Raw genomic sequence first — 25,099 nt, 5'->3', positions numbered from 1 at the left:
ATCATGACGGGAAGTATCTTGATCATCGCGGCCTTCATGATCATCCCCTTGATCGTCGGGCTCGTGTCCGCGCGAAAGTCCCAGACGACAAGTGAAGATTTCTTCGTGCAAGGGCGGGCCATGGGCAGCATTGCCGTGTTCTTCACGGTGGCGGCCACCTGGTGGAGCGCCTTTGCCTTCCTCGGTTCCAACGCCACCTTCTATACCAGTGGCCCCATCTATCTCACGGCGCTGGCGTGGAACCTGCTCTTCGGCTTCATGTACTACTGGGTGGGCAAGCGTGTCTGGTATCTCGGCAAGCGCTTCGACTACCTGACGCCGTCAGACCTGATGGGCGACTTCTACAACAGTGAAGCGCTGAGAATCCTCGTCGCCGTCATCACGCTGATCTTCACCGTGCCGTATCTGCAGATCCAGCTGACCGGTGGCGCGTATCTGATCGAGGTCGCCTCCGGTGGCGTCGTGCCCTTCTGGCTGGCCGCGCTGCTGTTCTACTTCATCATCATCGTCTATGTGTGGGTCGGCGGGATCCGCGCCATCGCCTGGACGGATGTGATCTACGGAGCGCTGCTGTTCTTCGGCATGATGTATGCGGGCTATTACATCGCCGGCCAGGCAGGTGGCCCGACCAGCATGTTCGCGCAGCTTGCCAGCGACTCGCCCGCGCACCTGACCCTGCCGGGGCCGAATGGCAACATGGGCTACTCCATGTGGTTCTCGCTATTCGTGATCGTGGCCATCGGCGCCTTCATGGGCCCCCAGATCTGGCTGCGCATGTATTCGGTGAAAAGCGGCAAGCTGTTCGGCTTGATGCCCTTCCTGCTGGGGCTCGCCGCCTTCGCCTACTTCGGCTCGGTACTGACGGGCTATACCGGGGTACTGCTGGAGCCGGGCCTGGAGAATGCTGACCAGATTCTGCCCGTCATGCTGATGAACTATGCGCCGTACCTGCTGGCCTCGCTGATCATGGCGGCTGGCGCGGCAGCGGCGATGTCCACGGCCAACTCCCAGATCCATGCGGTATCGACCGTTGTCACCATGGATATCTACAAGCGCTACGTGAACCCGCAGGCGAATCAGGAACGCATCGTCCATATCGGGCGCCTGTCCCTGGTGGGCTTCTCTCTCGCGGCCTACATCCTGGCCCTGACCGTTCCGGGACTGCTGGTCACCATCGGCATCGCGGCACTGGCGGGCACCGCTCAGCTGATCGTGCCGACACTGGGCGCCATCACCTGGCGCAAGGCCCACCCGCAAGCGGCCTTCTGGGGCCTGAGCCTGGGCATCGTGATCGTCCTGTGGCTGTCCTACGGCGCCAGTGTCAGCAACCCGCTTGGCCTGCATGCCGGTATCTGGGGCCTGATCCTCAATGCGTCAGCCTTCGTGATCCTCAGCCTGGCCTTGCAGCGCAAGGATGCCGAGGTGGTGGAACGCTTCGCCCAGGCGCGTCGGGATTACACCGCCGAGTATCACCCGGAGCAGCTGGAAGACGCCGAGGCTGGTCCATCTCGGGTGATCGAAGCCCGCTGACCAGAACAAAGGGCCTGCATCACGCAGGCCCTTTTCGTTTCCGAGCGCATTCAGCTACTCGATTGCTTGCTATCCAATGGACAGGATCGGCCATGAACCCAGTCTCTACTCCCACGCAATTATCTGAATTGACAGCGATTGATGCCCTGGCACTGTTTCGACGAGGCGAGCTCTCCCCCGTCGAGCTGACCCGGGACTGCCTGGAACGTATCGACACGCTCAACCCCAAGATCAATGCCTTCGTGCACATCGCCCATTATGGGGCAATGAAGGCGGCGAAAGACGCCGAAACCCGCTGGATGAAGGGCACACCCTGCGGCCCACTGGATGGCGTGCCGACCACCTTGAAGGACCTCACGCTGTCGCGCGGCATGCCGACCCGGTACGGCTCCTCCACCACATCCCCGGACGGAGGCAGTGATGTCGATGCCCCGGTGGCTGCGAGTCTGCGCAAGGCAGGCGCCGTGTTTCTCGGCAAGACAGCCTCACCGGAGTACGGCTGGAAGGGAGTGACGGACAACCCGCTGCACGGCGTGACACGCAATCCCTGGAATACCGCGCTGACCTCCGGTGGATCCTCGGGTGGAGCTGGAGCAGCGGCCGCGCTCAACCTGGGCATGCTTCATCAGGGCAGTGATGCAGGTGGGTCGATCCGCATTCCCTGCAGCTTTACCGGCACCTTCGGCCTGAAACCCACGTTTGGCTGGATTCCCCAGTGGCCGACCAGTGCCATGTCGACCCTCTCACACCTGGGACCAATGACGCGCACGGCCTCCGATAGCCTCCTGATGCTCGAGAGCATGGCGCAGCCCGATAGCCGAGATGGTCTGCTTGGCGATCCGGACAGCCTCAGAATGGACACCCGAACGCCAGTCTCGCTGCAAGGCTGGAAGATCGCCTACAGCCCGACCCTGGGTTACGTGGAAGTCGCGCCAGACATACGCAAGCGAGTGGATAACGCCGTCGCTCAGCTGTCCCGACTGGGCGCGGAGGTCATCGAGATAGATCCGGGCTTCTCCTGCCCGCTGGAGACGTTCAATACCCTGTGGTTCGCGGGTGCCACCCAGGTGCTCGAGAAGATGACCGACAGCCAGCGAGATCAGATGGACCCGGGCTTGCTGGACATTGCAGCGCGCGGGAGCAACATTTCCTTATCGCAATATCTGGCGGCAAGACGAGAGCGAACTGCGCTTTGCGCACACATGCAATCCTTCCACGAGCAATGGGACCTGCTGATCACTCCTACACTGCCCATCTCACCTTTCACTGCCGGCCACAACGTACCGCCGGAGGGGAGATATCACGACTGGATGGAATGGACCCCCTTCAGCTACCCCTTCAACCTCACTCAACAACCCGCTGCCTCCCTCCCCTGTGGGCTGGATGACCAGGGACTGCCTGTCGGCCTGCACATTGTCGGAGGAAAATTCCAGGACATGAAGGTGATGCATGCCGCCAGGTTGCTGGAGCGCGTCATGCCCAGACTGGACTACGCCGGTTTGAATTCATGACATAAAGGGTAAAGCGCCAAGATTGTTGCACCTACAGCAAAGGTGTTTTACAGCAGCGCCGCTTTATCAATGACTTGCGAACGCTCATGCTGCGCTCCATTGCTGAAAAGCCAACAGTTCTGGAGTTCATTGCATGAAGATACTATTGATCAACGGCGGCAAGGCCTTTGCCCATTCCAATGGCGAGCTCAATGCGACCCTGCATGAGCTGGCACGCGGTGAGCTGGCCGAGCTGGGCCATGAGGTGCGCGAAACCGTCATCGTGGAAGGCTTTGACGCCAAGGCGGAGGTGGAGAAACAGCTGTGGGCAGACCTGATCATCTATCAGACCCCGGGTTGGTGGATGGGCCTGCCGTGGACCGTGAAGCAGTATCTCGATGATGTCCTGACAGAAGGCCATGGTGCCTTGTATGCCAGCGATGGCCGTCACCGCACCAACCCGACCCAGGGCTACGGCACGGGTGGCTTGATGCAGGGCCGCAGCTACATGCTGTCACTGACCTGGAATGCGCCCCTCGAAGCCTTTGATGAAGCGGGCAACTTCTTCGAAGGCAAAGGCATCGATGCCGTCTACTATCCCGTGCACAAGGCGATGGAATTCCTGGGCATGTCGGCACTTCCGACCTATCTGGCCACTGATGTGATCAAGAATCCCGATCTGGAGGCTTACACGCGGGCCTATCGTGAGCATCTGCGCGAGCATATCGGCCGCGCCTGAAGGCTCGGGGCCAGCACAACTGAACGGATGACGCTTTGTTCAGGCTCTCGAAAACACGAAAGGCTGCCATGGGCAGCCTTTCGTCGTTGAGTAGTCGTCATTCAGCCATCAAGTAGAGGTAATCCGACGCTTGAGTACACCGATCAAGGCCCGACCTGGGTCAGTGCCTCGCTCTGGCGTGAGACTAGCGAGACGTGATCCAGAAACAGGCGGAACATCTGGGCCTGGCTCGAGACGGCCAGACGCTGATAGATATGCTTGCGATGTACCTTGACGGTGCCATCGCTGATGGCGAGTTCACGCGCGGCAGATTTGGTGGAATGGCCGGCCAGCAACAACTTGACGATGTCCTGCTCACGCTGCGTCAGAAGACCATCACCAAAGCTATCGAAGGCGGCCTCTACCGGCTCATGATGCTCCAGGCGATCCACGAAACTGACGCCCTGCCACTTCCAATACTCACGCGCGAGGGGTTCGATGATCGGCTGCAGGTTCTTGAGCGCCAGCAGTGATTTTCGAGTCAGCGGCAGAGAGGTCTCATGCAATCCCAGCGAAAACACCATCACGATGTCGCCGGGCAGTTGTATGAAGATGCCAATTTCATCCTTGAGTCCCAACGCGCCGTAATAATGCTTGTAGTACTCACTGTCCTCGAAGCAATCAGGCGCCAGCTCACTCAGGCGGTAGACGCCGGGACGACACCTTTGCTGGGTCGAGGTATAGAAGGGATCCAATATGTATGCATCACCAATATAACGCTCTACCCCCTGCTGCCGGCGCTCAGGAGGATAGTTGTCGTAGATCAGGATGGGTGCGCACCCTTGCTTGTAGGTGCTGACCAGTATCGTGTCAAAAGGCAGAACGTCGTGGAAGACGTCCTGCAGCAAGCGAGGGAATTCAGCCGAAGATGCCGATGTCATCAGCTTCGCCAGCACGCAATGCCAACTCGATATTTCTGGAGCGCACAACAAGTCTTTGTGAATCATGAGCCGACCCTGGTGACGTATCGAGACATCCTAGCATAGCCAACGAAGGTATAACGCTGGCGCATCCGGAGCGATCACGCCCCGAACGCCAATGAAAGCGCCAGGCAGGAGCCTGGCGCTTTCATTGCAAGACGCTTGTTCGTGTCAGAACGTCCGGCACGGCTAATTCCCGCTACCACCATTCAGGTAATAGCCAACCAGATGGACTTCGTCTCGGTATATTCACCGAGTGTCTGCAGTGACTTGTCGCGGCCATTGCCGGATTGCTTCACACCACCAAAGGGCATCGTCATGTCCGGCCCTGCCCAGTTGTTGATGTAGACCTGTCCAGACTGCAGGCGGCGCGCGACACGAATCACTCGGTTGACGTCCTGACTCCAGAGTCCTGCTGCCAGCCCATAGTCAGAGTCATTGGCGATCGCAATCGCTTCTTCCTCATCATCAAACCCCATGACGGCGAGAACCGGGCCAAAGATTTCCTCGTTGGATATAGCCATGTCTACCGTCACGCCAGTGAAGATGGTCGGCGCTATGAAACAGCCCTCAACCTGGCGATTGTCGTCCGTGAAGATCGCCTCACGTCTTGCCCCTTGCTGCTCACCGATCGCGATGTAGCTGGCAATCTTGTCGTACTGTTCCTGATCGACGATGGCGCCCATGAAGCTTTGCGGGTCCAACGGGTCCCCCGGCTGCATGCTCCTGGCAGCTTCACACAGCGCACGAACGAATGGCTCGCGAATACGGTTATGCACCAACAGGCGAGAACCTGCGATGCAAACCTCTCCCTGATTATGGAAGATGGCCGCAGCGGCCTGACGTGCGACGCCTGGGATGTCAGCACAGTCCTCAAACACGATATTCGGGCTCTTGCCACCACATTCGAGGAAGGTGCGTTTCAGGTTCGATTGCCCCGCATATTGCGTCAACAATTTGCCTACCTGAGTCGAGCCTGTGAAGGCGAGTGCGTCCACCTGCATCGAGAGCGCCAGGGCCTTGCCGACATCCGCTCCAAATCCCGGCAGTACCTGGAAGACACCACGGGGAATATCCGTCGTCGCGACCAGTTGCGCCAGACGCAGCGCCGAGAGCGATGACTTCTCGGAAGGTTTGAGGATGACACTGTTGCCGGTGGCCAGCGCCGGCGCGATCTTCCAGATCGTCATCATAAGCGGGAAGTTCCACGGCACGATGGAGACGACCACACCGAGTGGCTCGCGCACGATAAGCCCCAGTGCCTCTTCCCCGGTCGGCGCGACCTGCCCGTAAAGCTTGTCCAGCGACTCTGCGGTATAGCGCAGGCACTCAATGGCAGACGCCACGTCCCCCAGTGCACTGGTGATCGGCTTGCCCATGTCGAGCGTATCGAGCAGTGCGAGCTCCTGCTGATGCTCGGCGATGAGTTCTGCCAGATGCAGTAAGGTGCGCTTGCGGGCTGCCGGTGCTCGCCGCGACCAGTCGCCCGCGTCGAAGGCAGCTCTGGCATGACCCACGGCGCGTTCTGCCTCGGGCGCCTCGCAGCAAGCCACCTCTGCCAGGAGATCACCTGTCGCAGGATTGAGAGAGGGAAAAGTCTTGCCACTGGCGGCGTGAGTGAATTCACCATTGAGATAGGCGCGAGTTTCATAGGACAGCTGGCTGGCACGTTGCTGCCATTGGGCGTGGGTCAGGGACATGGTGTGACTCCGATGCGAGACTGGCGATGGGCGTGAGAAAGAGGACGACGCAGGAATCAGCAATCGGCACGTGCCAGAAGCGATTCCAGTAATACCTGACAGCCAAGCGCGCAGTCTTCAGGCGAGGCATATTCCGCCTCGTTGTGACTGATGCCGTCGAGACACGGCACGAAGATCATCGCCGTCGGTACCACGCGCGAGACATAGACGGCATCATGTCCGGCGCCGCTCATCATTTCGCGTGACGGCACATCCTGATTGGCGACGGACTGTCTGACGATCTCGATACAGGTCGCGTCGAAATCGACGACTTCCGATTTCCAGATTCGCTCATGCTCTGCACGGACACCATATTCCTCCGACACCTTCTCAAGCATCTTCATGAATGTGGCTTCCAGTGTTTCAAGCTCGGCTTCTTTCACGTGGCGCAGGTCCACCGTCATGCTGACTTCGCCCGGAATGACGTTGCGCGAGGCGGAGGGAATATTCAGGGTGCCCACCGTGACACGCGCATTCCCCGTCGGATCTGTCTGCACATGCTGGTGGATCTGATCAATTAGACGCGCCGCCGCCATCATCGCATCGCGGCGATAGCGCATCGGTGTCGGCCCTGCATGCGCCGCGACACCAGACAGCGTGACATCAAACCAGCGAATGCCCTGCACGCCGGTGACGACACCCAGGGACTTGCCTTCCTGCTCAAGCACCGGGCCCTGCTCGATATGCAGCTCGAAATAGCTGTCTAGCCTTGGGCCGGTCTTAAGATCTGGCGTGCGCAGCCCGGTGCTCGCCAGGGCTTCGCCATAAGTGATGCCATCGCCGTCTTCCCGCGCCAAGGTATAGGCGGGATCGAAGACACCCGCATAGGTGCCGGAGGCCACCATAGCCGGGGAAAAGCGACTGCCTTCTTCATTGCCCCACACGATCAATTCCAACGGACGGCGCGTGACGATGCCCTGCGCGTCCAATGCTCGAAAGACCTCAAGTCCTGCCAGCACGCCGAGAATCCCATCAAAACGTCCGCCCTTTGGCTGCGTGTCCAGATGACTGCCGGTCGAGACCGGATCTAGCCCCAGCTCGCTGCCCTCGCGACGAATGAACAGGTTGCCCACCTCATCTACCCGCGTGCTGCAACCGAGCACTTCACACCACTCAATCAGCAGACGCCTTCCTTGAGTGTCCTCGTCACTGAATGCCAATCGACATGAGCCGCCCTTGGCTGTCGCTCCGATCTCGGCCATGGCCATCAGGCTATCCCAGAGACGTTGCTTATCAATCCTGAGCGATGTCTTTGCCGCTGCCTGCATTCTCATATCCTCTTGTTGTTGTGTTCGTGACGCGAAGGGCGAGCAAGGGGACTGTTCTAGGGCTCCCGTCGCTCGCCGAGTAGGCAGTCACCATAGAAAGTCGCCCCCCCGCTGCGAAATACCCCCATTGGGATATACCGAGTCGCCATGCGAACTGGCTAGTCTGGGCAACAGGCTTCCACGACACGCCTCGACAACTCCCAACAACAAGAGACAAGACCGATGACCACTCACACTCTGGATCACACTTCACGTACCGATGTGCCTTCCGATCACCCTGCACATGGCCTGAGCGCCGATGCACAAGCGGTCTGGGAACAGGACAAGAATCATTTCATCCACCCGTTCACCGACTTCTCGACGTTCCACGAGCAAGGCTGCGACATCATCAGCGACAGCGACGGTATCTATGTGTCAGATATCGAGGGCAATCGCTTCATCGATGGAATCGCCGGACTGTGGTGCGTGAACGTGGGCCATGGCCGCAAGGAGATCGGCGACGCGATGGCAGAACAGGCCACCCGCATGGCCTACTTCTCCACCTTCAACAACCTGACCAACATTCCGGCAGCGGAATTATCGGCCAAGCTTGCAAGCCTGGCACCGGCGCACCTCAACCATGTCTTCTATACCTGCGGCGGTTCCACCGCGAATGATGTCGCCATTCGTCTGGTGCATTACTACTTCAACCGTATCGGCAAGCCGCAGAAGAAGACCATCATCTCGCGCAGGAATGCCTATCACGGCACCACCTACATGGCGGCGACCCTGACAGGTATCGAAAGCAATAACTGGATGTTCGATACGTTGGAGTCACACGTCAGTCATCTCAGCGAAGCCAATTGCTATCGTCGCCCTGAGGGCATGAGTGAAGCTGAGTATTGCGATCACCTTGTGGAGGAGTTCTCGACCAGAATCGACACACTGGGCGCTGACAATATCGCGGCCTTCATCATGGAACCCATCATGGGCGCCGGCGGTGTTCTCGTCGCTCCCGAGGGTTACCACACTCGCATGCAGGCACTCTGTCGCCAGCACGACATCCTGTTGATCGTCGATGAAGTCGTGACAGCCTTCGGTCGTCTCGGCCACTTCTTCAGCAGTGAAAAGGTCTTCGGGCTCAGCCCGGACATCATCACCTGCGCCAAGGGACTTTCCTCGGGGTATGTTCCGCTGGGCGCCACGCTGATTTCCGATTCTCTCTATGAGGTGCTGGGCACGCCCCAGGGGAAAGGCGGTGTACTGAGCACCGGCTTCACCTATTCAGGCCATCCGGTGAGCTGTGCCGCCGCGCTAAAGAACATCGAGATCATGGAAAGAGAAGCGCTGTGCGAGAACATCCAGCGAGTCGGCCCCTATCTTGAGGCACAGTTGAAAACCCTCCAGCATCACGCTACCGTTGGCGACGTTCGTGGCAGTAACTTCATGATGTGCTTGGAAAATGTAGCGAATAAAGCCACCGGCCAGCTGCTGCCGCTGGAAGCACGTGTCGGAGATAGAGTCGCTGCAGAAGCCCAGAAGCGTGGCTTGATCATTCGCCCTGTCGGGCACCTCAACATCATCTCTCCGCCTTTGATCTGGGATGAAGCCGTGATCGACCAGATAGTGGCTATCCTCGATGCCTCCTTCACAGCCGTCACCGAATCACTCACGCAGGACGGGTACCTGTAAGCGCTCCAAATGATGAACTGATGCCGCGAGTTGATAGACGGGCACCTGCCTCCTCGCGACGATTTCCGCTGGCACCCGACCTCTCCCATTGCCAGCGGTAGTGCCCGTCACATCGACCAAAAAATTATAAAGACAAAAGGTATGACATGGAGAACTTCGGATATCTGAGCCTGATCCCCACTGGCATCGTGCTCCTCATGGCGCTCATCACGCGCAGAACAATTGAATCTCTCATGACGGGAGCTATCGTCGGCTTGCTGATGATTGATCCCTACAATGCCATTTCTGATGGCGCGGATACCATGCTGACTGTACTGGCCAATGACACGGTCACCTGGATCATTCTGGTGTGCGGACTATTTGGCAGTTTCATCGCCTTGTTGGTAAAGACAGGCGGTGTACTCAGCTTCGGAGCAGCGCTTGGCAGCAGAATCCGGACCAAGAATCAAAGCTTGCTGGCGACCTGGGTACTGGGTCTGGTGATCTTCGTCGATGACTATCTGAATGCGCTGACCATCAGCGCCTCGATGAAGAAGATTACCGATAGATTCAACATCTCACGCGAAAAGCTCGCTTACATCGTCGATTCTACCGCAGCACCTGTCTGTGTGTTGGTGCCCTTTTCTACCTGGGCAGTCTTCTTTTCGGGCCTGCTGGAAGAAAATGGTATCCCGGGCAATGGCATATCCATGTATATCGAAGCCATCCCTTACATGTTCTACGCCTGGGTGGCGGCAGCTATCGTACCGATGGTCGCCATGGGCTGGATTCCCGATATCGGCCCGATGAAAACCGCCGAACTGCGTGCCGCCTCTGGGCAGACCATCCCCGATGACAGCACTGACACGACACTGGAAGTCGAAGATACCGGCAAGACACCGCCGCACCTGCTCAACTTCCTGTTGCCGATGTTCGCGCTGGTCTTCTTCACCTGGTATTTCGATACTGACATCCTGCGTGGCGTGATAGTGGCACTGCTGGTGCTGTTCGTGATGATCCTTGCCCAGCGACTGCTCAGCTTCAATGACACCTTCGACACGGCACTGGAAGGCTTCAAGTCGATGCTGTTGCCACTCGGCACGCTGGTGGCCGGTTTCTTCTTGAAGGAAGTCAATGACACCCTGGGGCTGACCACCTTCGTCATCACGCACGTGCAGCCCATCATGACGCCGGGCCTGCTGCCGATGGTCATCTTCCTGACCATGGCGTTTCTGGCCTTCGCCACCGCCTCCTTCTGGGGCCTGTTTGCCGTCGCAATGCCTATCGTGTTGCCGCTTGCCGTGAGCATGGACGCCAACATGCCGCTGGTCGTCGGCGCACTGATCTCCGCCAGCGCCTTCGGCAGTCACGCCTGTTTCTATGGAGATTCCACCGTGCTCTCGGCACAGGGCAGTGGCTGCTCTCCCATGTTGCATGCCTTGACCCAACTGCCTTATGTCTTGATCGCGGCATCGATATCCGCGCTCATCTTCCTTGCTGCCGGCTACCTGTGAGACGAACATCATGACCAGCCCCTCCCCCTATCATTCTCCTGATGTCTTCACTCCGGGCTCACCTGCTGCCAAGGGCTTCTTCATGCCTGCCGAATATGCCAGACATGATGCCTGCTGGATGCTATGGCCACAGCGACCGGACACCTGGCGTTACGGTGCCAAGCCCGCCCAACAGGCTTTCGTGGATGTCGCCACGGCCATCGCCGGCAGCGAGACCGTCATCGTCGGCGTCAATGACGAACAATACGAGAATGCGCGCAACGAGCTGCCTGCCAATGTGCGCGTGGTCGAGATTTCCAGCAATGACGCCTGGATGCGTGATGTAGGTCCGACCTTCCTGACACATCCGGATGGCCGTATTGCCATGATCGATTGGGAGTTCAATGCCTGGGGCGGCTTGAACGGTGGGCTCTATTTCCCCTGGGACAAGGACCGCAGAATTCGCACCAAGATCTCGCAGATTCTGGATGTTCCGCGCTTTGATGCCTCGATCATGCTGGAAGGTGGCGCTATTCATGTCGACGGTGAAGGCACGCTGATCACGACGGAGGAATGCCTGCTCAATGCAAATCGCAACCCTGACCTGAGCCGCGAGCAGATCGAGCAGATCCTCAAGGACCATCTCGGTGTCACCACCATCATCTGGCTGCCAAATGGCTGTCACTTGGATGAGACGGATGGCCACGTGGATAACCTGTGCTGCTTCGTCGGGCCCGCTGAAGTCGCCCTCAACTGGAGCGATGACCCCAAGGACCCACAGCATGCAATCTCCAGGGCGGCACTTGAGGTTCTCGAGAACTCCAGGGATGCCAGGGGGCGTGCCTTCAAAGTGCACCTGCTACCGCAGCCCGGCCCACTATATATTGAGGAAGATGAAGCCAATGGGCTGGATCGACTGGGCAGCTCGCATCCTAGACGCCCGGGCGATCGCATGGCAGGGTCCTACGTAAATTTCTACATCGCAAATGGCGCTGTTGTCATGCCCTTGCTGGACCCGGCACTCGATGAGGTCGCACGCGAGAAACTGCAAGCCATCTTCCCGACCCGCAAGATACTTGGCGTGAAGGCGCGCGAGATACTGCTAGGTGGCGGCAATATCCACTGCATCACTCAACAGCAACCCAGCCGTCTGGCGTAGCATCACAGACGCCTATCATCGGCAATACAAGAAGCCCGCCATCGGTCATGTTTGACGACCGATGGCGGGCTTCTCGCACTCTTGCGGATAACGACCAGCGTCCAGCGCTCACTGTTGCAGTGACACTGACCTCAGAAACTCCAGCGGGCATGCGTCCAGAAGATCCGCCCGGGCTCATTGACGCGCACGTCGCCTTGCAGCGGGTCATCGTAGAAGCGATTGACGTGGTAGGCGTAGGCCTTGTCGAACAGGTTGGCGATACCGGCGCTCAGCTCGATGGCGTCAGTGACACGATAGCCCCCTTCCAGCCCGACGATGCCGAAACCTGCCGTCTTCTGTTCGCTGTCGGAGATGCGTGATTGGCGTGCTGCCGCATCGAGACGTGCACCGGCCCACCAGGCATCGGCGTCATAGCGTGTCGCCAGATAGCCATTGAACGGTGCCACCTGGGACAACGGCGTGCCATCGCTCAGGTTGGTGCCGTGGGTGGCGGCAACGCCTGCCGAATGCCGCCAGCCATGCTGCTGCCAGCTGGCCTCCAGCTCGAGACCATAGATCTCGGCTTCGACATTGTCATAGGTGGTCAGCGAGTCCCCTTCGCGCAACTCGATCCAGTCATGCACCCGGTTGTAGTAGGTGTCCGCCGAATAGCGCCAGGCGCCCTGCCTGACCGCCACGCCAAGTTCGAGCTGCTGATGGATCTCGGGCTCAAGCTCGGGATTGCCCAGCCAACCGTCAGTCTCGGACTGGCGGTTGTAATAACGCTCGGTGGCGGTGGGGAAGCGCACGCTGCGACTGAGCGCCGCGTAGCCTTTCACCGCTTCATTGACGCGATGCTCCAGGCGCGCCAGCGCACTGAATTCGCCATTCCGCTGACTGGCCTCGACATCCTCTCCGTACTGATCCCGCCAGGCGGAGATGGCCGAGGCATTGCTGCCCACCACCTCATCGGCATCTCGCGCATCGCTGAGGGAGACGTCATAGCGCGCACCAGTCACCAGACGATTGTCGGCATCCAGCGGGGTATCCAGCTCGGCAAATACGCCACCGCGCGTGCGCACGACATCCGGCCAGGTCTGACTGTCCGAGAGGCTGTCCAGCGACATGCCCATCCGGGAGTCGGCGTTGCTTTCCAGACGCTCGGCGTCAGCGCCCAATGTCAGTGTCGCGTCACGCCCGGCGACGGTCAGCGGGATATCACCCTGGGTACTGGCATACCAGGTCTCGGTGGTCGCGCTGGAGAACATGGCCATGTCGCTCATGTCCATGTCCATGTCTGAGCTCATGTCCATGCTCGATCTGGAATCATCAACGTCACGCAGGGTGACGTTGTCCATGTCATGCACGACGCGGGCATGGTTGATCTGCGATTCGGTATGCAAGAAAGGCCCGACGTTGTCGATGGTCAGCTTGAGGTACTGGCGGTCCATGTCACTGCGTGGCGCATCCATGGTGGGATAGAGCGCATCGTCGATCCTGACGACAGCGATCCCCGCCTCGATGGCGACATCCTCGGTGGCGAAGGCGCCGACACGAATACTGCCGTTGTCGCTGCGATAGGCACCAGACTGGGTATCGCCGTTGCCATCCTCGTAGTTGTTGCGCTCGGAATGCTCGACGTCCAGCGCAGCCCAGACATCGCCCTGCTTGGCGGTCAGCGACAGCGTCTCGCTGGTGGCATCGTCATTGCTGCGCCAGCCGGCCCCCAAGGTGCCATGCACGCCGTCATCGTCGGTGCGTGATGGCGTGTGACGCGTCACCTCGACGGTGCCTGCGGCAAAGCTGGGACCACGACTGACGCTCTGCGCGCCCTTGTAGAGGGTGAGATCCGACTGACTGCCGGTGGTCGCATAGCCCAGCGTGGTGTCCATGCCCCCGGGGCAGGCCGGATAGAGCGGCGCCCCATCGACCTCCTGAATCAGGCGTTCACCGCCCTGCGCCCGAAAGATGGCCGAGACACCATGACTGCCCAGACGAGAGCCACTGACGCCGTTGACCTCACGCAACTGCTCACCAATATCCAGATTGCCCTTGGCATCCCCCTGGCTTGACTCGACGATGGGGCTGGCCATGGGTGCCTCGGCCTCGACATGCACCAGAGGCAGTTGCGAGACGGAGCTCTCCTCGGCGTGGACGCCAAATGAGGCGCTGCTCGCCAATACCGCCGCGACCGTCACTGGCAGACCCCGACGACTGGGCAGACCGCTCATGGCCTGCGCGAGCGGAGAAGACGGAAGTGATGGGAAGACGGTTGAGGGAAGTGATGGGAAAACGGATGACGGCTTCATGCGCTGGCCTCCGCCGCATCGTGGTGACGAGAGGCACTGACACGAATCCACAGCCAATCGAGCAGGCCCATCACGATCAGCGAGAGGCCGACCAGCGGGAAGATCACCCCGATGATCATCATCAGACCCCAGACACCGGCGATACGCTTGCGCTCCCTGGGCAGCGGCGGGATACCGATACCGCCCACCGGACGACGCTTCCACCACATCACGCCTGCCCCGACACTCATCATCACCATCGCGAGACACGCCATCAGCAGAATCAGCTGATTGATCAGGCCGTACTGCTGCCCCAGATGCACATTGATGCCCCACTCCAGCGCCCGTCCCAACGGCCCGTAGTCGGCGTAATGCATGTCGAGCAGCACATCGCCGGAGTAGCGATCCACATGCACGACCTGCTGGCGCTCCAGCGCATCCGGATACACGGAGCCGGTATAGACGCCCTGAGCGGTGCTCGGCAGATTGATGGCATAGCCCGGCGCCAGGCCCTCGCGAGCGAAGATGCGTTCTGCCTCGTCGAGACCGATATCGGCGTGGGCAATCGCGGCAGCGCTCAGTGGCACAGCCGCTTTCACCGGCGCGGAACTTGCGCCAGAGCCGCCGTGACCGGCGTGCTCACCCTCGTCGACAATGGGATCAGCGGTGTCACCCGGCAAGGAAGATAACGGGATAACGGCTTGTTCAAGCGACCAGCTGGTCAATTCCTGATCCACCAGGCGGGCATCCGACATCGGCGTGTTCACGCGCACGCCATCGGGGTACCCATAGTTATGCCCATTGGCCAACTCGTTGACCTTGGCCCCCCAGACCATCGACCACGGCATGCCGGTCACGGCGAGAAACACGATGAAGCCGGCCGCGATGATGCCACACACGGCGTGCAGGTCCCGCCACCACAGCCGGCGGGCCGGCGTGGTCCGCAGCGTGACCACCCCCCCTTTCTGGCCCCGCGGCCACCACAGATATAGCCCGCTGAACACGAGCAGGATCGACCACCCGGCAGCGATCTCCAGCGCCGCGTTACCGATCGGCCCCGTGATCGCGAGGCTATGCAGACGACGTACCGTCCACATGATGCTGTCGCGGTAGGCCATCTGCCCCTGGACTTCGCCGCTGTAAGGATTGACGTAGACGGCCTGCTTGCCACTGCCATCGGCTGCCACGATATCGACTTCCGTGGTCAGGTCACGGGCGGGAGATGGCACGACGCGCACCGGCGTGCCCGGAAGACTCGCGAGCGCCTGATCCACCTGCTCGCTCAACGGCAGGCTTGTCACTGCCGGATTCTGAGCACTCTGCGTGACGGGCGTGTTGACCTTCATCAGGTCGGAATGGACGAATTGATCGATGCCATCGCGGAACAGGTACAGGCCTCCCGTCACGGAAAGCAGTACCAGAAACGGCAGCACCAACAGGCCGGCATAGAAATGCCAGCGCCATACTGCCCGGTAGATATCGCTGAACCCCCGCCCGGTGCGGCTGGCGGTTCCAGTGTCTGTTGCGGTCTTCATTGCACAAATTACCCATCAGCAGGCGCCCCACGTGCGACGGATCCAGGGTCCGTCGGTCAACGCGGGGTCACCGAACATGGTCTGGAGCCGTCACGACGGCCCCGGAAGCGTTCACGCAAACACTGATGGGAAAGGAGGTGCCCGCCCGGGAGGACGTAGATGGACACCGATCTCCCGTCGGGAGACCGGCAATGGGCGAGGCGTGGCGTCTCGCCCGAGGACTGCCAGCATCAGTACCAGCACGGCGGCGATCAATGCCAGCGTGAAGGCGGCCATGCTGGCCAATGGGCAATCCGAGGCGGCAGAACTGTGGGTGATCTGCGCCTGGGAGCCACTCTCGCGTGCCGCGCGAGTGATCCAGTCGCTATCCCCGCTGACCCAATGCCCGGCGCCGGGGCTCTCGAAGACAGCGTGATCATTCACCATCACCACACGTGGCGCCGCCAGTGGCATCACCAGCATCGCGGCCAGCGCCAGCAACATCACGAAGACCGCGTGGCCATTGGCCGCCGTCAGGCGTGACAGTGCACGGTGGAAGGAGACGGACTCATTGCGAGTCTGGCGCGAGCATGGAGCCGACATCATGAGGCCGACTCCGCTGGCACATCATGCCCCGCGCCCTGATCTATCGAGTCGTGCACCGAGTCATGCACCGAGTCGAGCAGCTGTTCGATGCGATCGGCCAGCTGGGCCGGCGTCTGACTGAGCGGCAAGGTATCGCGCAGTCGGCCCTGATCATCGAGGACGAGAATCGCCACGCTGTGGTCGATCATGTAGTCGTCAGCAGGATGAACGGCTGGACCGTGCTCGCGCACATGAAACTGGAGGCCCAATCGCTGCGTCAGGGTCTTGAGGCTCTGCTCATCGTCCGGGGCCGTGCGAAGGCCTGTCACCGGCAGGTGGAAGGCGGAAAGATAGCGCGAGAGAACAGGCAGGGTGTCGCGGGCGGGGTCCAGGGTCAGGAACAGCGGGTGCAACCTGTGTTGATCCTGAAGGTCCAGGCGCTGCCAGACCATCTGCAGACGCGCCAGAGACAGCGGGCAGATATCCGGGCAATGGGTGAAGCCGGGGATCAACAGGCTCAGATGCCCGGATTCATCACCGGCCAGCGTGCCGGGAGTCAAGGTGCCGCGCGTTGAAGACAGTTCCAGCGTCGTCGGCCAGGCCTCGCGCGGTTGATGGGAGGCATTGAACCCCATCACCAGCACGATCAACATGATAGCGAGAGCACTGAGCCCCATGAGGGCCAGTTTGCGCAGCGACATGAAAGCCCCGGAAGCATGGCGATGAGCGTCACCGCACGATGCGGTGCGCCTGGACGATGGGTCCTGACTCTGTCAGTTGCACGGATGCTAACGGTTCAGTCGCGAGATGCGACAAATGCGACAAGTTGCCACGCCACGCTCGGTGCACGCTGCGATAGCGACAAGCCATCATGACCATCATCAGATTCAAAGTGCGCCGCCCACGGACTGCCACGACACTAGGCTCATTCCCTCCCTCTTGTCATGAGGTCCCCCATGATTCAACGCCTGTCCCTGCACCCAGCCATTCTGGAGGTGCGCGATCTGGAAGCCGCCTGCCGCTTCTTCCAGGAGACTCTCGCCCTGCCCACATTGCTGCGCAACGCGACCAGCGCGACGCTCGAGCTGCATCACGCACCCGATGGGCAGACCAGTGTCCTGTTGTTGCAGTTGAGCGCAGAGCAACCGGATAGCCGCAAATTGACCCTGGAGGTGGATCGCGATGACTTCCCTCACGTCAGGTACCTGCTGCAGGCCCACGGTGCACACTTGATGGAAAGCCACGGCAGCAGCGCCCCGGGCTGTGCCTGGCAGGTCCTGGACTGTGTGTTGCCTGATGGGCATCGCCTGCGCGTGGTCAGCATCAACCCCGAGCGCTGCGCGCCGGTGATCAGCCGAGGTGTCAAGAACGCGCAGTGAAAGACGCGCAGTGAAAGACGCGCAGTGAAAGACACGAAATAAAAGACACGCCGATGGCTCATGCCGCTAGCGCCCTTCTCCATCCGGCGAGGTTCTGAACCAGACATTGCCTGCGCTGCCTGGTGACCGCAACTGGAAGGGCGCTGCCAGTCCTTCGAGCGCATTGTCGGAGGGATTCTCCGCAGAGGGCACGCTTTCCGCCAGCTGGAAGCCCCCTTCCGCGGAGCATTCAAGCGTGCCGGGGAGCAGGTTCGTCACCTCCTGCAGCAAGGGCTCGATCAGTCCCAGGTCAGTGGTAGCTCGCAATTGATCGAACAACGAACGTACCAGTGCGGTCACCAGGTCACCGTCCTCCTGAAGCTGTGTGCCCACGGGACAGTACAAGGTTCCCACCTCCACTTCTGGAACACAGACTCCCAGCAGACTGCAGGTGGGCAGGGCATTCACCGTGCCCAGGGTCGCATCCACCAACGCATCCACCGGGCCGAGGTAGTTGGTGAGAATGTCATCCTGCGCGACGGTCCCGGGGGGTGGCGTGCACAGGTCGAGCACCCCGGTGCTCAACAGACAGCTGGTATCCGCCGGCGGATTCTGTTGCTCTTCCAGCGTGAACGTCTCGCAAGGCGTCCCCGCGATCACCTTCTGCGATATCCAGCGCGACTGCACGTCCCTGCCGCTGAAAGGACATTGCTGGGGTGTTCCGCGATAGAGAAATCCCGGCAAGGCGGCAGGTTCGCCAGGGCCGATGGCATAGACAGGTCCGCCCTGCAGCGCATGCAGATAGCTGACACTGCCGGCATTCACGTCACCGGCGATATCACGGCTGTCGGTCGCTTCATCACTGGCGGACTTGAGACAAGGGTCACCACTGCAGTTGGCAGTGGCGTAATAGAGTGGCTCACGACTGGAGAAGCGGTCATCCCGTATCCCGATCAAGGCGCGACTGACCACGGGAGGCTGGCTGCGATCGAAATACAGAATGCGCGGGGCGTCATGTTCATCGACATCGAAGACCTCACCCAGCGCGCGCCCGTTGGCATCCTCGACCACCAGCTCGCGTGACTGCTGGGTCATGTAATGCTTGAAGAGGGCATCCCGTATCGCCGCCAGCCCGACCAGCGAGCCGATGATCAGGATCGAGGTGATCAGGATCAGCTCGATGGTGATGATGAAACCGCCCTGTCTGCCAGGCGAACGGCATGCGTGAGTGACCGACCTCTTATCTGCCGCCATGTGCTTTCCCCCGAGATGATTGTGCTTGCGAGGCTGTCGGCCTCGCCGCATTACCACAGCTCTCTCATCAGGATCAGAACCTCCTGAACGCGCAGGCTGGCCGGAAAGATCACCAGCACGAAGAACAAGGGGCCGCCGACGAGCAACATCGGAAACAGCGCCTTGACGCTGCGTTGCTGCATCGCCTTGCGCTGGCGCTCGCTCTGTTGGCGCGCCAGCTGGGCGGCAAAGGCTTCCAGCACATCGTGCAAGGGGTTGCCCATCCGGTTGCCCGCCACCAACAACATGGCGAACTGGTGCAATTCGCGGCTGCCAGTGCGCCTGGAAATTCGCGAGGCGGCTTCCTTGAGCGACAACCCGCCTTCCAGTTCCGCACTGAACAGCTCGAGCTCGAAGGCCAGCGGATGGGCCGGCGGCAGTGCCTGACGAGCAGCCTCCCGCAACGATGCGGCCAGCGACAGGCCATGGCGCTGATACGCCAGCGAGACGGCCAGCAGATGGCCCAGCGCCGCGGCGATGCGTGTCTGGCGTTCACGCCGACGCTGCCCCAGCCACAGATGCGGCAGGAGGATTCCCATCAGCAGGCCCGCCAGAGCGCCAAGCCCCGTACCCATAACGCGCAGAACCAGCAAGCCCAGCAGAACGGGCAACATCAGCTGGAATACCCACCACCAGATCACGCGACGCGACTCCAGCCCGGCCTGACGCATGCGCCGACGTGGCGTGAGTGAGCGGCCTTGTCGGATGTCGTCGGGATTGCGCAACAGCTCCTGCAGCACCTGCGCGATGCCGCTCTGCTCCAGACGAACCTTGAAGGTGCTCTGCAGGGCCAGATACAGCGCCAGCAGCGCGCCCAGCACACACAGGATGATGATGTCCGGCAGGTAGGCGTCGGGGAGCGACCATGACGGCAGCGAGGCAAGGCCATTCATGGCTGCTTCCTCATCATGTGACGCAGCCAGGCAAAGCCCAGAATCTGGCAGCACACGGCGCCCAGCAACAGCACGCTGCCCAGCGGGTGCTCCAGCAGCAATCTCAGCCAGTCCGGCTCCTTCCAGAGAATGAAGGGCACGATGGCGTAGGGAAGCAAGGCGATCACCAGCAGGGAGTAGCGCGCACCGGACAGTTCGGTACGCAGCTGACGGCGCATCTGGTAACGCTCATGCAGCGTGGGCAGCAGGGAGGGCAGCAGGCTTGCGAAGCTCATGCCACGCCGCTCGGCGCTGATCATCGCCGCCGTGAACAGTCTGACGCTCTCGCAGGGGTAGAGGCGCAGCATCCGCTCGCAGGCCTCGTTCAGTGACAGTCCCATGTCCAGCCGATAGACAAGCTGCATCAGTTCGCGGCGTGAGGCCTTGAGGGACGATGCCCCCGCCAGGCGCAGCCCGTTGCGCAGGTTGTCTCCCAACTTCAGGCTCGCTTCCAGCATGTCCAGCGCCTGGATCAGATCCCCCTCGAAGCGGAAGATGCGCCGACTGGCGAATTCATGCAGCAGGAAGCCGACCAGCAACAGGCTCGTCATCAATGCCAGTGAGGCAAGCAACAGGTTGCCGGGGAACCAGCCGAGGAAGATCACGAAGATCATCACGCTGCTTCCCCACACGCCCGCCACGAACAGCACCGGCCGCATGCTGATGTCCAGCAACGCCAGCAGACGCTCGAGACGTGGCATCTCTCGGCGGTGCATCAGCCCGAGCGTGGTATCCGCGCCCATGAAACGCTGCGCCTTGATCATGCTGATGATCAACCACAGGGCAGACAGCGCGATGCAGACCAGCAGCAGGATCAACATGTCAGTTCCCCTGCGGTGACGGGCCCTGGCACCAGCCATCCCTGACACCGCTTGCCAGGGGGGGCCCGCGCGATGCCAGATGCGCGAGGAAGGCATCCAGCACCTCCGGGTCGGCCTGATAGGCGTCTTCATCACATGCCTCACCGGCCGGCATGCCTGCACGACGCTGCAACAGCTCACGAGGACGCGCCTCACCCAGCCAGGCCAGGCTGGCAAGCTGACGGTGGCCGTCGGCATCGCGCTCGAGATGCACGATCAGCGCCCCGCTCAGACGCACCATCTCCTCGATCACCTGACGGTCCGGGTGAGCACTGCTCATCAAGGCCAGTGCCAGCATGCGCACCGGCACATCCAGCGCGCCATTGGCATGCAGGGTGGTCAGGCTGCCGTCATGCCCCACCGTCATGGCCTGCAGCATCTCGAAGACTTCACCACCACGTGCCTCGCCGACGATGATGCGGTCCGCGCGCATCCTCAATGCCGCGCGCAGAAGCTCCCCCAGCCCCTGTGGGCGCGGCGTGTCTCCAGCGACGGGATAGCTTTCCAACCTGACGACATGCGGATGCTGCAGATCCAGCTCGGCGCACTCCTCCACGCTCACCAGCCGCTCGCGCGCATTGATGTAACCGGCCAGATGGTTGAGCAAGGAGGTCTTGCCGGCCCCGGCACCGCCACTGATGACGATGTTGAGCCGAGCGATCACGGCCGCTTCCAGCAACGCCAGCAGGCCCGGACTCAAAAATCCGCTGTCCACGAGCCTCGCCCCGGTGAGATGGTGCCGGCGGAACCGGCGAATCGAGACGAGGATGCCATCGGGGGTCAGGGGTGCGCAGACCGCATGCAGACGACTGCCATCGGCCAGACGTGCATCCACGATGGGGTTTGAGGCATCCAGGTGCTTGCCGAGCGGCGCGATCAGGCGCGCGACGAAGCGCTGCAGATGCGCCTCGTCGTCGAAACTGAGTGAGGTGGCCTCCAGTCGCCCGCCGCGATCCACCCAGATCTCATCAGCGCCATTGACGAGGATGTCACTGACGCTCTCATCGCTCATCAACTCGGTGAGCGGGCCGAAACCACAGAGATCATTGGTCAGACTGGCCAGCAGTCGCTCGCGACTGGGCCCATCGAGCTGGATCTGGTACTCCTCGCAGAGCACGGTGAGCGAGGAGGCCAGACGCTGCTGAACCCGCTCCATGGCAGTCTGGTGATCCCCCTCCAGCTCACCCTGGCGCGTCGCAAGACGACGATAACGCACGGCCTGTCCCTGCTCATCGGCCAGACGCGTGACCAGTACGCGCTTGAGACGATCCATGATCTCAGGCGCGATCAGGGCACGTGTTTCAGCAACTGAGACCTCCTCCACTTCGCTCACCGCGAGGCGTTCAGCATCCTGTGAGGACGCTCGGCCACGTCGCATGCGTGACAGCGCGCCGTTCATGAGGAAATCCTCATCCCACCAGCCGCTGCCTTCAGGGCATCGCCCCGACAGTGCCCTGCCGTCGCCAGGCGCAGCAGATGGGCACGTGCCGGTTGATGGTCCTGCCTGCGGGCCAGACTGGCATCGAACTGACGGCAGGCGTTCGCCAGATGCCCCTGTGCCTCATTGATCAAGCCGCGGTGATACTCCACCCGCCAGGCAGGCGCCCCGAGACGCGAGGCCAGCGTCAACTGCTGCTCGGCATCGTCATAGCGCCCCTCGACATAGCCCACCGCCGCCAGCCCTTCATAGAGACCGGCATAATTCGGGTGCAGCAACATGCCACGTTCAAGCACGTTGCGCGCCAGAGTCGTGTTGCCCTCTTCCAGCGCCAACTGACTGCGCAGCACGAAGGCCTCCGGCGGGTGCGAGGGCCCGATGCTCATCTGATCGAGGAAGAACTGGGCCTTGTCTCCACGTCCCGCCGCATGACTCAGCAAGGCATTGAAGTACAGGACTTCGGGATTGCGCGGGTACTCGACGTGCAGCCGCTCCGCTTCCCGCAGCAGGCGCTGGCAATCCACCATCGGGCTTGCCACATCCTCAAGCTCCAGACAGGTTCGGCCCTGCACCATCAACTGCTGATAGCGCTCGTTGAGGTACTCGAGGCGATCTCCGGCATCCGGGCGAGACTCCCGCATGCTGTCGATGGAGCCACAGCCAGCCAACCACCCCACCATCACGCCCAGTACCCCAAGACGACACACGGATTCACGAATGTTCATGACGGACTCCTCAACGCGAAGATGGCAGACGACTCAGCGGCATGTCGGCAAGACGGCTGGCACCATCCGGGAAACTCCACTGGGCGACTTCATTGATCGGCTCCCGTATCAAGGTGGGGGTCACGATGATGACCAGCTCCTTGTCGACATCGGAACGATTGAAGGAGCGTGTCATCCAGCCGAGCAGCGGGACGTCACTGGCGCCGGGCACGCGGTCTTCCTGGCCACTCATGTCACGTGAGACCAGTCCGCCCAGAATCAGCGGCTGCCCGTCGCGCAGGCGCGTGGTGGTGCGCAGGCTGCGCACGTTGAAGGCGGTACTGTTGAGTTCGGAGCCGGTGCTGTCGGCAATCTGCTGAGTCAGCAGGGTGTCCGGCGTCGAGATGGTGGGCAGCACATCCAGCGTGATGCGATCATTTTCATCGACCAGGGCACGCACGCTGAGCTGGACCCCGAACGACTTGAAGTCAGTCCCGCTGAACACCCCGTTGGTGTTGGCGCCCAGGGTGTCATCCTGGCCCACGCCGGAGGGCGCGAAGGCGGAGGGAACCGGAATCTCGCCGCCGACCTGGAAGACCGAGCTCTCGCCGGCCAGTACCGTCAAGGTCGGGCGTGACAGCGTGCGCGAGATGCCTTCGTTCTCCATCAGGCTGAACAGCAGGTCAAAGGCGATGTCACTGCCGCCGATCTGCAGGTTGTTGATCAGGGTGCCATCCAGAATCTGCAGGGCATTCTCGAGCCCAGAGGCACCGGCGGCGCCGGTCTCGCCCAGCGCCAGCGGACCACTGGCGTTGTAGCCGTTGGTCATGATGCTCAGGTCCGGACGCCAGGCCTTCATGCGCGAGCGATTGACTTCATGCATCTGGATTGCCACCCGTACCTGCGGCACGTCACGGACCTCGATCATCGAGATGAGGCGCCCTCCCGCGATGGAAAGCACCTTGGAGCGGGCGATGTTGTTGCGGATGTTGTTGCTCAGGCTGCCGCCACCACCGACACCACTGCTGGAGGTGATCGAGCCTCCGAAGCCCCCGGCGCGAGCGTTGTCCCCCATCAGCGCCCCGGACTCATCCGCCAGCACATCGATCCCCGCATCACCACCGGCCAGCGGACTGCCCCCGACGACGCGCGCCGCGACGTTCAGAATCCGCGTCAACGCCACCTGATCACGCACCTCCCCTTCCAGCAGGAAGGTATCGAAGAGATCATTGGGCATCTCACCGAATTGCAGCCGCCTGACCGTGACCTCCTCTCCCCCCAGCGACGCGATGGCCTCCTTGAGCTTGTCGGCAATCGGCTTGGGCTTCTGGGTCACCTTGATGAGGTTGATGACCGGGCTTGCCATGCTGGTGCTCATGCCCATCGTCGGTGCTCCCGCTGGCATTCCCGCGGCAGCAGGCTGGATGCCACCCCGCTGACCGGAGAGCAGGTAATCCATCGCGGCCTGCTGGGCGGCTTGGCGATAGTCTGCCGTGGGCACCTTGCCGCGCATCACCAGTACAGGCCTGTCCGGGGCGGAATGAATGGAGATGGAGGGGTGAATCTCGCGCAGCGCACTGCCCAGGACACTCAGATCCGGGCTCACGCTGAACAGAAAGGATTCGTTGCTGCCATCGGCGTACCACACCATCACCGTGGTACGACCGACTTCCTTGCCCAGCATCAGGACTTCACGGCCGCCGATCACCTCGACCTCGATGATGCTCTGCTTGCCGACGGCAATGCGTTCGATGTCCTTGCCGAAGGCCAATCGCGCGTGCGTCCACTGCACCAGGGTGCGCGAACGGGAACTGCCGCTGCTGTAGGCCGTATCCACATTGATGAGTCCGGCGGCGGGGAGATCACTGCCGGCCAAGGCCGGCTTTCCCACGGCAAGGGGAGCATTGTCCACCTCGGCCGCAATGACGAGGTGACTTGTGCCGGCACTGAAAAGTGCCAGGCACAACAGGAGACGAGGGGTCTCGGGAAGAAGAGTGGAAAGCTTGTTCATGGGCGCTCCGGGGTATGGCTGATCTCGAGGATCACGCCGAGACCGCTGATCCAAGAAAGACGTTTTCGGTATTCCTTTCACGAATCGTCGGCCATCAGATGAGGAAAAGG

Annotated in this window: 20 protein-coding genes; 7 read left to right on the top strand and 13 right to left on the bottom strand. The window is 61.2% G+C overall.

From position 1 onward, the window contains the following. Nucleotides 1-3: 3 nt before the first annotated feature. The 3 genes from HXS66_RS14065 (at nt 4) to HXS66_RS14055 (ending at nt 3,759) form a co-directional block, all read left to right on the top strand. On the top strand, nt 4-1,530 hold the full coding sequence (locus HXS66_RS14065) for a sodium:solute symporter family protein (RefSeq protein ID WP_176503885.1): 1,527 nt from the start codon (nt 4-6) through the stop codon (nt 1,528-1,530). 92 nt (nt 1,531-1,622) lie between these two features. Then, nucleotides 1,623-3,041 carry an amidase gene (locus HXS66_RS14060; RefSeq protein WP_176503884.1) on the top strand — a complete coding sequence of 473 codons (1,419 nt, stop codon included), beginning with the start codon at nt 1,623-1,625 and terminating at the stop codon, nt 3,039-3,041. 133 nt (nt 3,042-3,174) lie between these two features. Continuing rightward, nucleotides 3,175-3,759 carry an NAD(P)H-dependent oxidoreductase gene (locus tag HXS66_RS14055; RefSeq protein WP_176503883.1) on the top strand — a complete coding sequence of 195 codons (585 nt, stop codon included), beginning with the start codon at nt 3,175-3,177 and terminating at the stop codon, nt 3,757-3,759. Between the two features lie 143 nt (nt 3,760-3,902). Here HXS66_RS14055 and HXS66_RS14050 read toward each other — a convergent pair whose 3' ends face one another. From HXS66_RS14050 to HXS66_RS14040, 3 genes are all read right to left on the bottom strand, one after another. Then, a complete protein-coding gene (locus HXS66_RS14050) occupies nt 3,903-4,679 on the bottom strand; it encodes a response regulator transcription factor (RefSeq protein ID WP_255303272.1) in 777 nt (258 codons plus the stop codon). A gap of 248 nt (nt 4,680-4,927) precedes the next feature. Beyond that, nucleotides 4,928-6,418: an aldehyde dehydrogenase gene (locus tag HXS66_RS14045; protein WP_176503881.1), complete on the bottom strand. Its 1,491-nt coding sequence runs from the start codon at nt 6,416-6,418 to the stop codon at nt 4,928-4,930. Between the two features lie 56 nt (nt 6,419-6,474). Beyond that, a complete protein-coding gene (locus tag HXS66_RS14040; RefSeq protein WP_308478420.1) occupies nt 6,475-7,725 on the bottom strand; it encodes a M20 family metallo-hydrolase in 1,251 nt (416 codons plus the stop codon). A gap of 222 nt (nt 7,726-7,947) precedes the next feature. Between HXS66_RS14040 and HXS66_RS14035 the strand changes: the two genes are divergently transcribed. The 3 genes from HXS66_RS14035 to aguA all read left to right on the top strand — a co-directional run bounded on the left by HXS66_RS14035 (nt 7,948) and on the right by aguA (nt 12,027). Beyond that, complete coding sequence (locus tag HXS66_RS14035) at nt 7,948-9,396, top strand: aminotransferase (protein ID WP_176503879.1); 1,449 nt, start codon at nt 7,948-7,950, stop codon at nt 9,394-9,396. A gap of 233 nt (nt 9,397-9,629) precedes the next feature. Continuing rightward, on the top strand, nt 9,630-10,889 hold the full coding sequence (locus HXS66_RS14030; protein ID WP_255303271.1) for a Na+/H+ antiporter NhaC family protein: 1,260 nt from the start codon (nt 9,630-9,632) through the stop codon (nt 10,887-10,889). A 10-nt stretch (nt 10,890-10,899) separates the two neighbouring features. Then, nucleotides 10,900-12,027, top strand: coding sequence for an agmatine deiminase (aguA, locus tag HXS66_RS14025; protein WP_176503877.1), 1,128 nt, complete (start codon nt 10,900-10,902; stop codon nt 12,025-12,027). 131 nt (nt 12,028-12,158) lie between these two features. Here aguA and HXS66_RS14020 read toward each other — a convergent pair whose 3' ends face one another. From HXS66_RS14020 to HXS66_RS14005, 4 genes are all read right to left on the bottom strand, one after another. Continuing rightward, complete coding sequence (locus HXS66_RS14020; RefSeq protein WP_176503876.1) at nt 12,159-14,237, bottom strand: TonB-dependent receptor domain-containing protein; 2,079 nt, start codon at nt 14,235-14,237, stop codon at nt 12,159-12,161. 74 nt (nt 14,238-14,311) lie between these two features. Then, nucleotides 14,312-15,829, bottom strand: a complete 1,518-nt coding sequence (locus HXS66_RS14015) for a PepSY domain-containing protein (RefSeq protein ID WP_176503875.1) — start codon at nt 15,827-15,829, stop codon at nt 14,312-14,314. Nucleotides 15,830-15,940: 111 nt separating this feature from the next. Beyond that, nucleotides 15,941-16,414, bottom strand: a complete 474-nt coding sequence (locus tag HXS66_RS14010) for a hypothetical protein (protein WP_176503874.1) — start codon at nt 16,412-16,414, stop codon at nt 15,941-15,943. Beyond that, nucleotides 16,411-17,094, bottom strand: coding sequence for an SCO family protein (locus tag HXS66_RS14005; RefSeq protein ID WP_176503873.1), 684 nt, complete (start codon nt 17,092-17,094; stop codon nt 16,411-16,413). The genes HXS66_RS14010 and HXS66_RS14005 overlap by 4 nt, the downstream gene beginning before the upstream one ends. Before the next feature lie 255 nt (nt 17,095-17,349). Between HXS66_RS14005 and HXS66_RS14000 the strand changes: the two genes are divergently transcribed. After that, on the top strand, nt 17,350-17,772 hold the full coding sequence (locus HXS66_RS14000) for a VOC family protein (protein ID WP_077371280.1): 423 nt from the start codon (nt 17,350-17,352) through the stop codon (nt 17,770-17,772). 66 nt (nt 17,773-17,838) lie between these two features. Here HXS66_RS14000 and HXS66_RS13995 read toward each other — a convergent pair whose 3' ends face one another. From HXS66_RS13995 to HXS66_RS13970, 6 genes are read right to left on the bottom strand one after another with little or no spacing between them, the layout of a single operon-like run. After that, on the bottom strand, nt 17,839-19,005 hold the full coding sequence (locus HXS66_RS13995; protein WP_176503872.1) for a hypothetical protein: 1,167 nt from the start codon (nt 19,003-19,005) through the stop codon (nt 17,839-17,841). A 50-nt stretch (nt 19,006-19,055) separates the two neighbouring features. Further along, complete coding sequence (locus HXS66_RS13990) at nt 19,056-19,937, bottom strand: type II secretion system F family protein (protein WP_176503871.1); 882 nt, start codon at nt 19,935-19,937, stop codon at nt 19,056-19,058. Then, on the bottom strand, nt 19,934-20,797 hold the full coding sequence (locus tag HXS66_RS13985) for a type II secretion system F family protein (protein WP_176503870.1): 864 nt from the start codon (nt 20,795-20,797) through the stop codon (nt 19,934-19,936). Before HXS66_RS13985 ends, HXS66_RS13990 begins: the two co-directional genes overlap by 4 nt. 1 nt (nt 20,798) lies before the next feature. Further along, nucleotides 20,799-22,235 (bottom strand): CpaF family protein, encoded by a 1,437-nt coding sequence (locus HXS66_RS13980; protein WP_176503869.1) that lies wholly within the window; start codon nt 22,233-22,235, stop codon nt 20,799-20,801. Then, on the bottom strand, nt 22,232-22,999 hold the full coding sequence (locus tag HXS66_RS13975) for a M48 family metallopeptidase (RefSeq protein ID WP_084208468.1): 768 nt from the start codon (nt 22,997-22,999) through the stop codon (nt 22,232-22,234). Before HXS66_RS13975 ends, HXS66_RS13980 begins: the two co-directional genes overlap by 4 nt. Before the next feature lie 10 nt (nt 23,000-23,009). Further along, nucleotides 23,010-24,989 (bottom strand): pilus assembly protein N-terminal domain-containing protein, encoded by a 1,980-nt coding sequence (locus HXS66_RS13970; protein WP_176503868.1) that lies wholly within the window; start codon nt 24,987-24,989, stop codon nt 23,010-23,012. Nucleotides 24,990-25,099: the final 110 nt, after the last annotated feature.

It is taken from the genome of Cobetia sp. 5-11-6-3 (assembly GCF_013374055.1).
Lineage (GTDB): Bacteria > Pseudomonadota > Gammaproteobacteria > Pseudomonadales > Halomonadaceae > Cobetia > Cobetia marina.
This window is presented reverse-complemented; position numbering and strand designations above follow the sequence as displayed.

Excerpts from the sequence above, each read along its gene's own strand:
- HXS66_RS14065 (WP_176503885.1), top strand. The coding sequence starts at position 4 with ATGACGGGAAGTATCTTGATCATCGCGGCCTTCATGATCATCCCCTTG.
- HXS66_RS14060 (WP_176503884.1), top strand. The coding sequence starts at position 1,623 with ATGAACCCAGTCTCTACTCCCACGCAATTATCTGAATTGACAGCGATT.
- HXS66_RS14055 (WP_176503883.1), top strand. The coding sequence starts at position 3,175 with ATGAAGATACTATTGATCAACGGCGGCAAGGCCTTTGCCCATTCCAAT.
- HXS66_RS14050 (WP_255303272.1), bottom strand. The coding sequence starts at position 4,679 with ATGACATCGGCATCTTCGGCTGAATTCCCTCGCTTGCTGCAGGACGTC.
- HXS66_RS14045 (WP_176503881.1), bottom strand. The coding sequence starts at position 6,418 with ATGTCCCTGACCCACGCCCAATGGCAGCAACGTGCCAGCCAGCTGTCC.
- HXS66_RS14040 (WP_308478420.1), bottom strand. The coding sequence starts at position 7,725 with ATGCAGGCAGCGGCAAAGACATCGCTCAGGATTGATAAGCAACGTCTC.
- HXS66_RS14035 (WP_176503879.1), top strand. The coding sequence starts at position 7,948 with ATGACCACTCACACTCTGGATCACACTTCACGTACCGATGTGCCTTCC.
- HXS66_RS14030 (WP_255303271.1), top strand. The coding sequence starts at position 9,630 with ATGACGGGAGCTATCGTCGGCTTGCTGATGATTGATCCCTACAATGCC.
- aguA (WP_176503877.1), top strand. The coding sequence starts at position 10,900 with ATGACCAGCCCCTCCCCCTATCATTCTCCTGATGTCTTCACTCCGGGC.
- HXS66_RS14020 (WP_176503876.1), bottom strand. The coding sequence starts at position 14,237 with ATGAGCGGTCTGCCCAGTCGTCGGGGTCTGCCAGTGACGGTCGCGGCG.
- HXS66_RS14015 (WP_176503875.1), bottom strand. The coding sequence starts at position 15,829 with ATGAAGACCGCAACAGACACTGGAACCGCCAGCCGCACCGGGCGGGGG.
- HXS66_RS14010 (WP_176503874.1), bottom strand. The coding sequence starts at position 16,414 with ATGATGTCGGCTCCATGCTCGCGCCAGACTCGCAATGAGTCCGTCTCC.
- HXS66_RS14005 (WP_176503873.1), bottom strand. The coding sequence starts at position 17,094 with ATGTCGCTGCGCAAACTGGCCCTCATGGGGCTCAGTGCTCTCGCTATC.
- HXS66_RS14000 (WP_077371280.1), top strand. The coding sequence starts at position 17,350 with ATGATTCAACGCCTGTCCCTGCACCCAGCCATTCTGGAGGTGCGCGAT.
- HXS66_RS13995 (WP_176503872.1), bottom strand. The coding sequence starts at position 19,005 with ATGGCGGCAGATAAGAGGTCGGTCACTCACGCATGCCGTTCGCCTGGC.
- HXS66_RS13990 (WP_176503871.1), bottom strand. The coding sequence starts at position 19,937 with ATGAATGGCCTTGCCTCGCTGCCGTCATGGTCGCTCCCCGACGCCTAC.
- HXS66_RS13985 (WP_176503870.1), bottom strand. The coding sequence starts at position 20,797 with ATGTTGATCCTGCTGCTGGTCTGCATCGCGCTGTCTGCCCTGTGGTTG.
- HXS66_RS13980 (WP_176503869.1), bottom strand. The coding sequence starts at position 22,235 with ATGAACGGCGCGCTGTCACGCATGCGACGTGGCCGAGCGTCCTCACAG.
- HXS66_RS13975 (WP_084208468.1), bottom strand. The coding sequence starts at position 22,999 with ATGAACATTCGTGAATCCGTGTGTCGTCTTGGGGTACTGGGCGTGATG.
- HXS66_RS13970 (WP_176503868.1), bottom strand. The coding sequence starts at position 24,989 with ATGAACAAGCTTTCCACTCTTCTTCCCGAGACCCCTCGTCTCCTGTTG.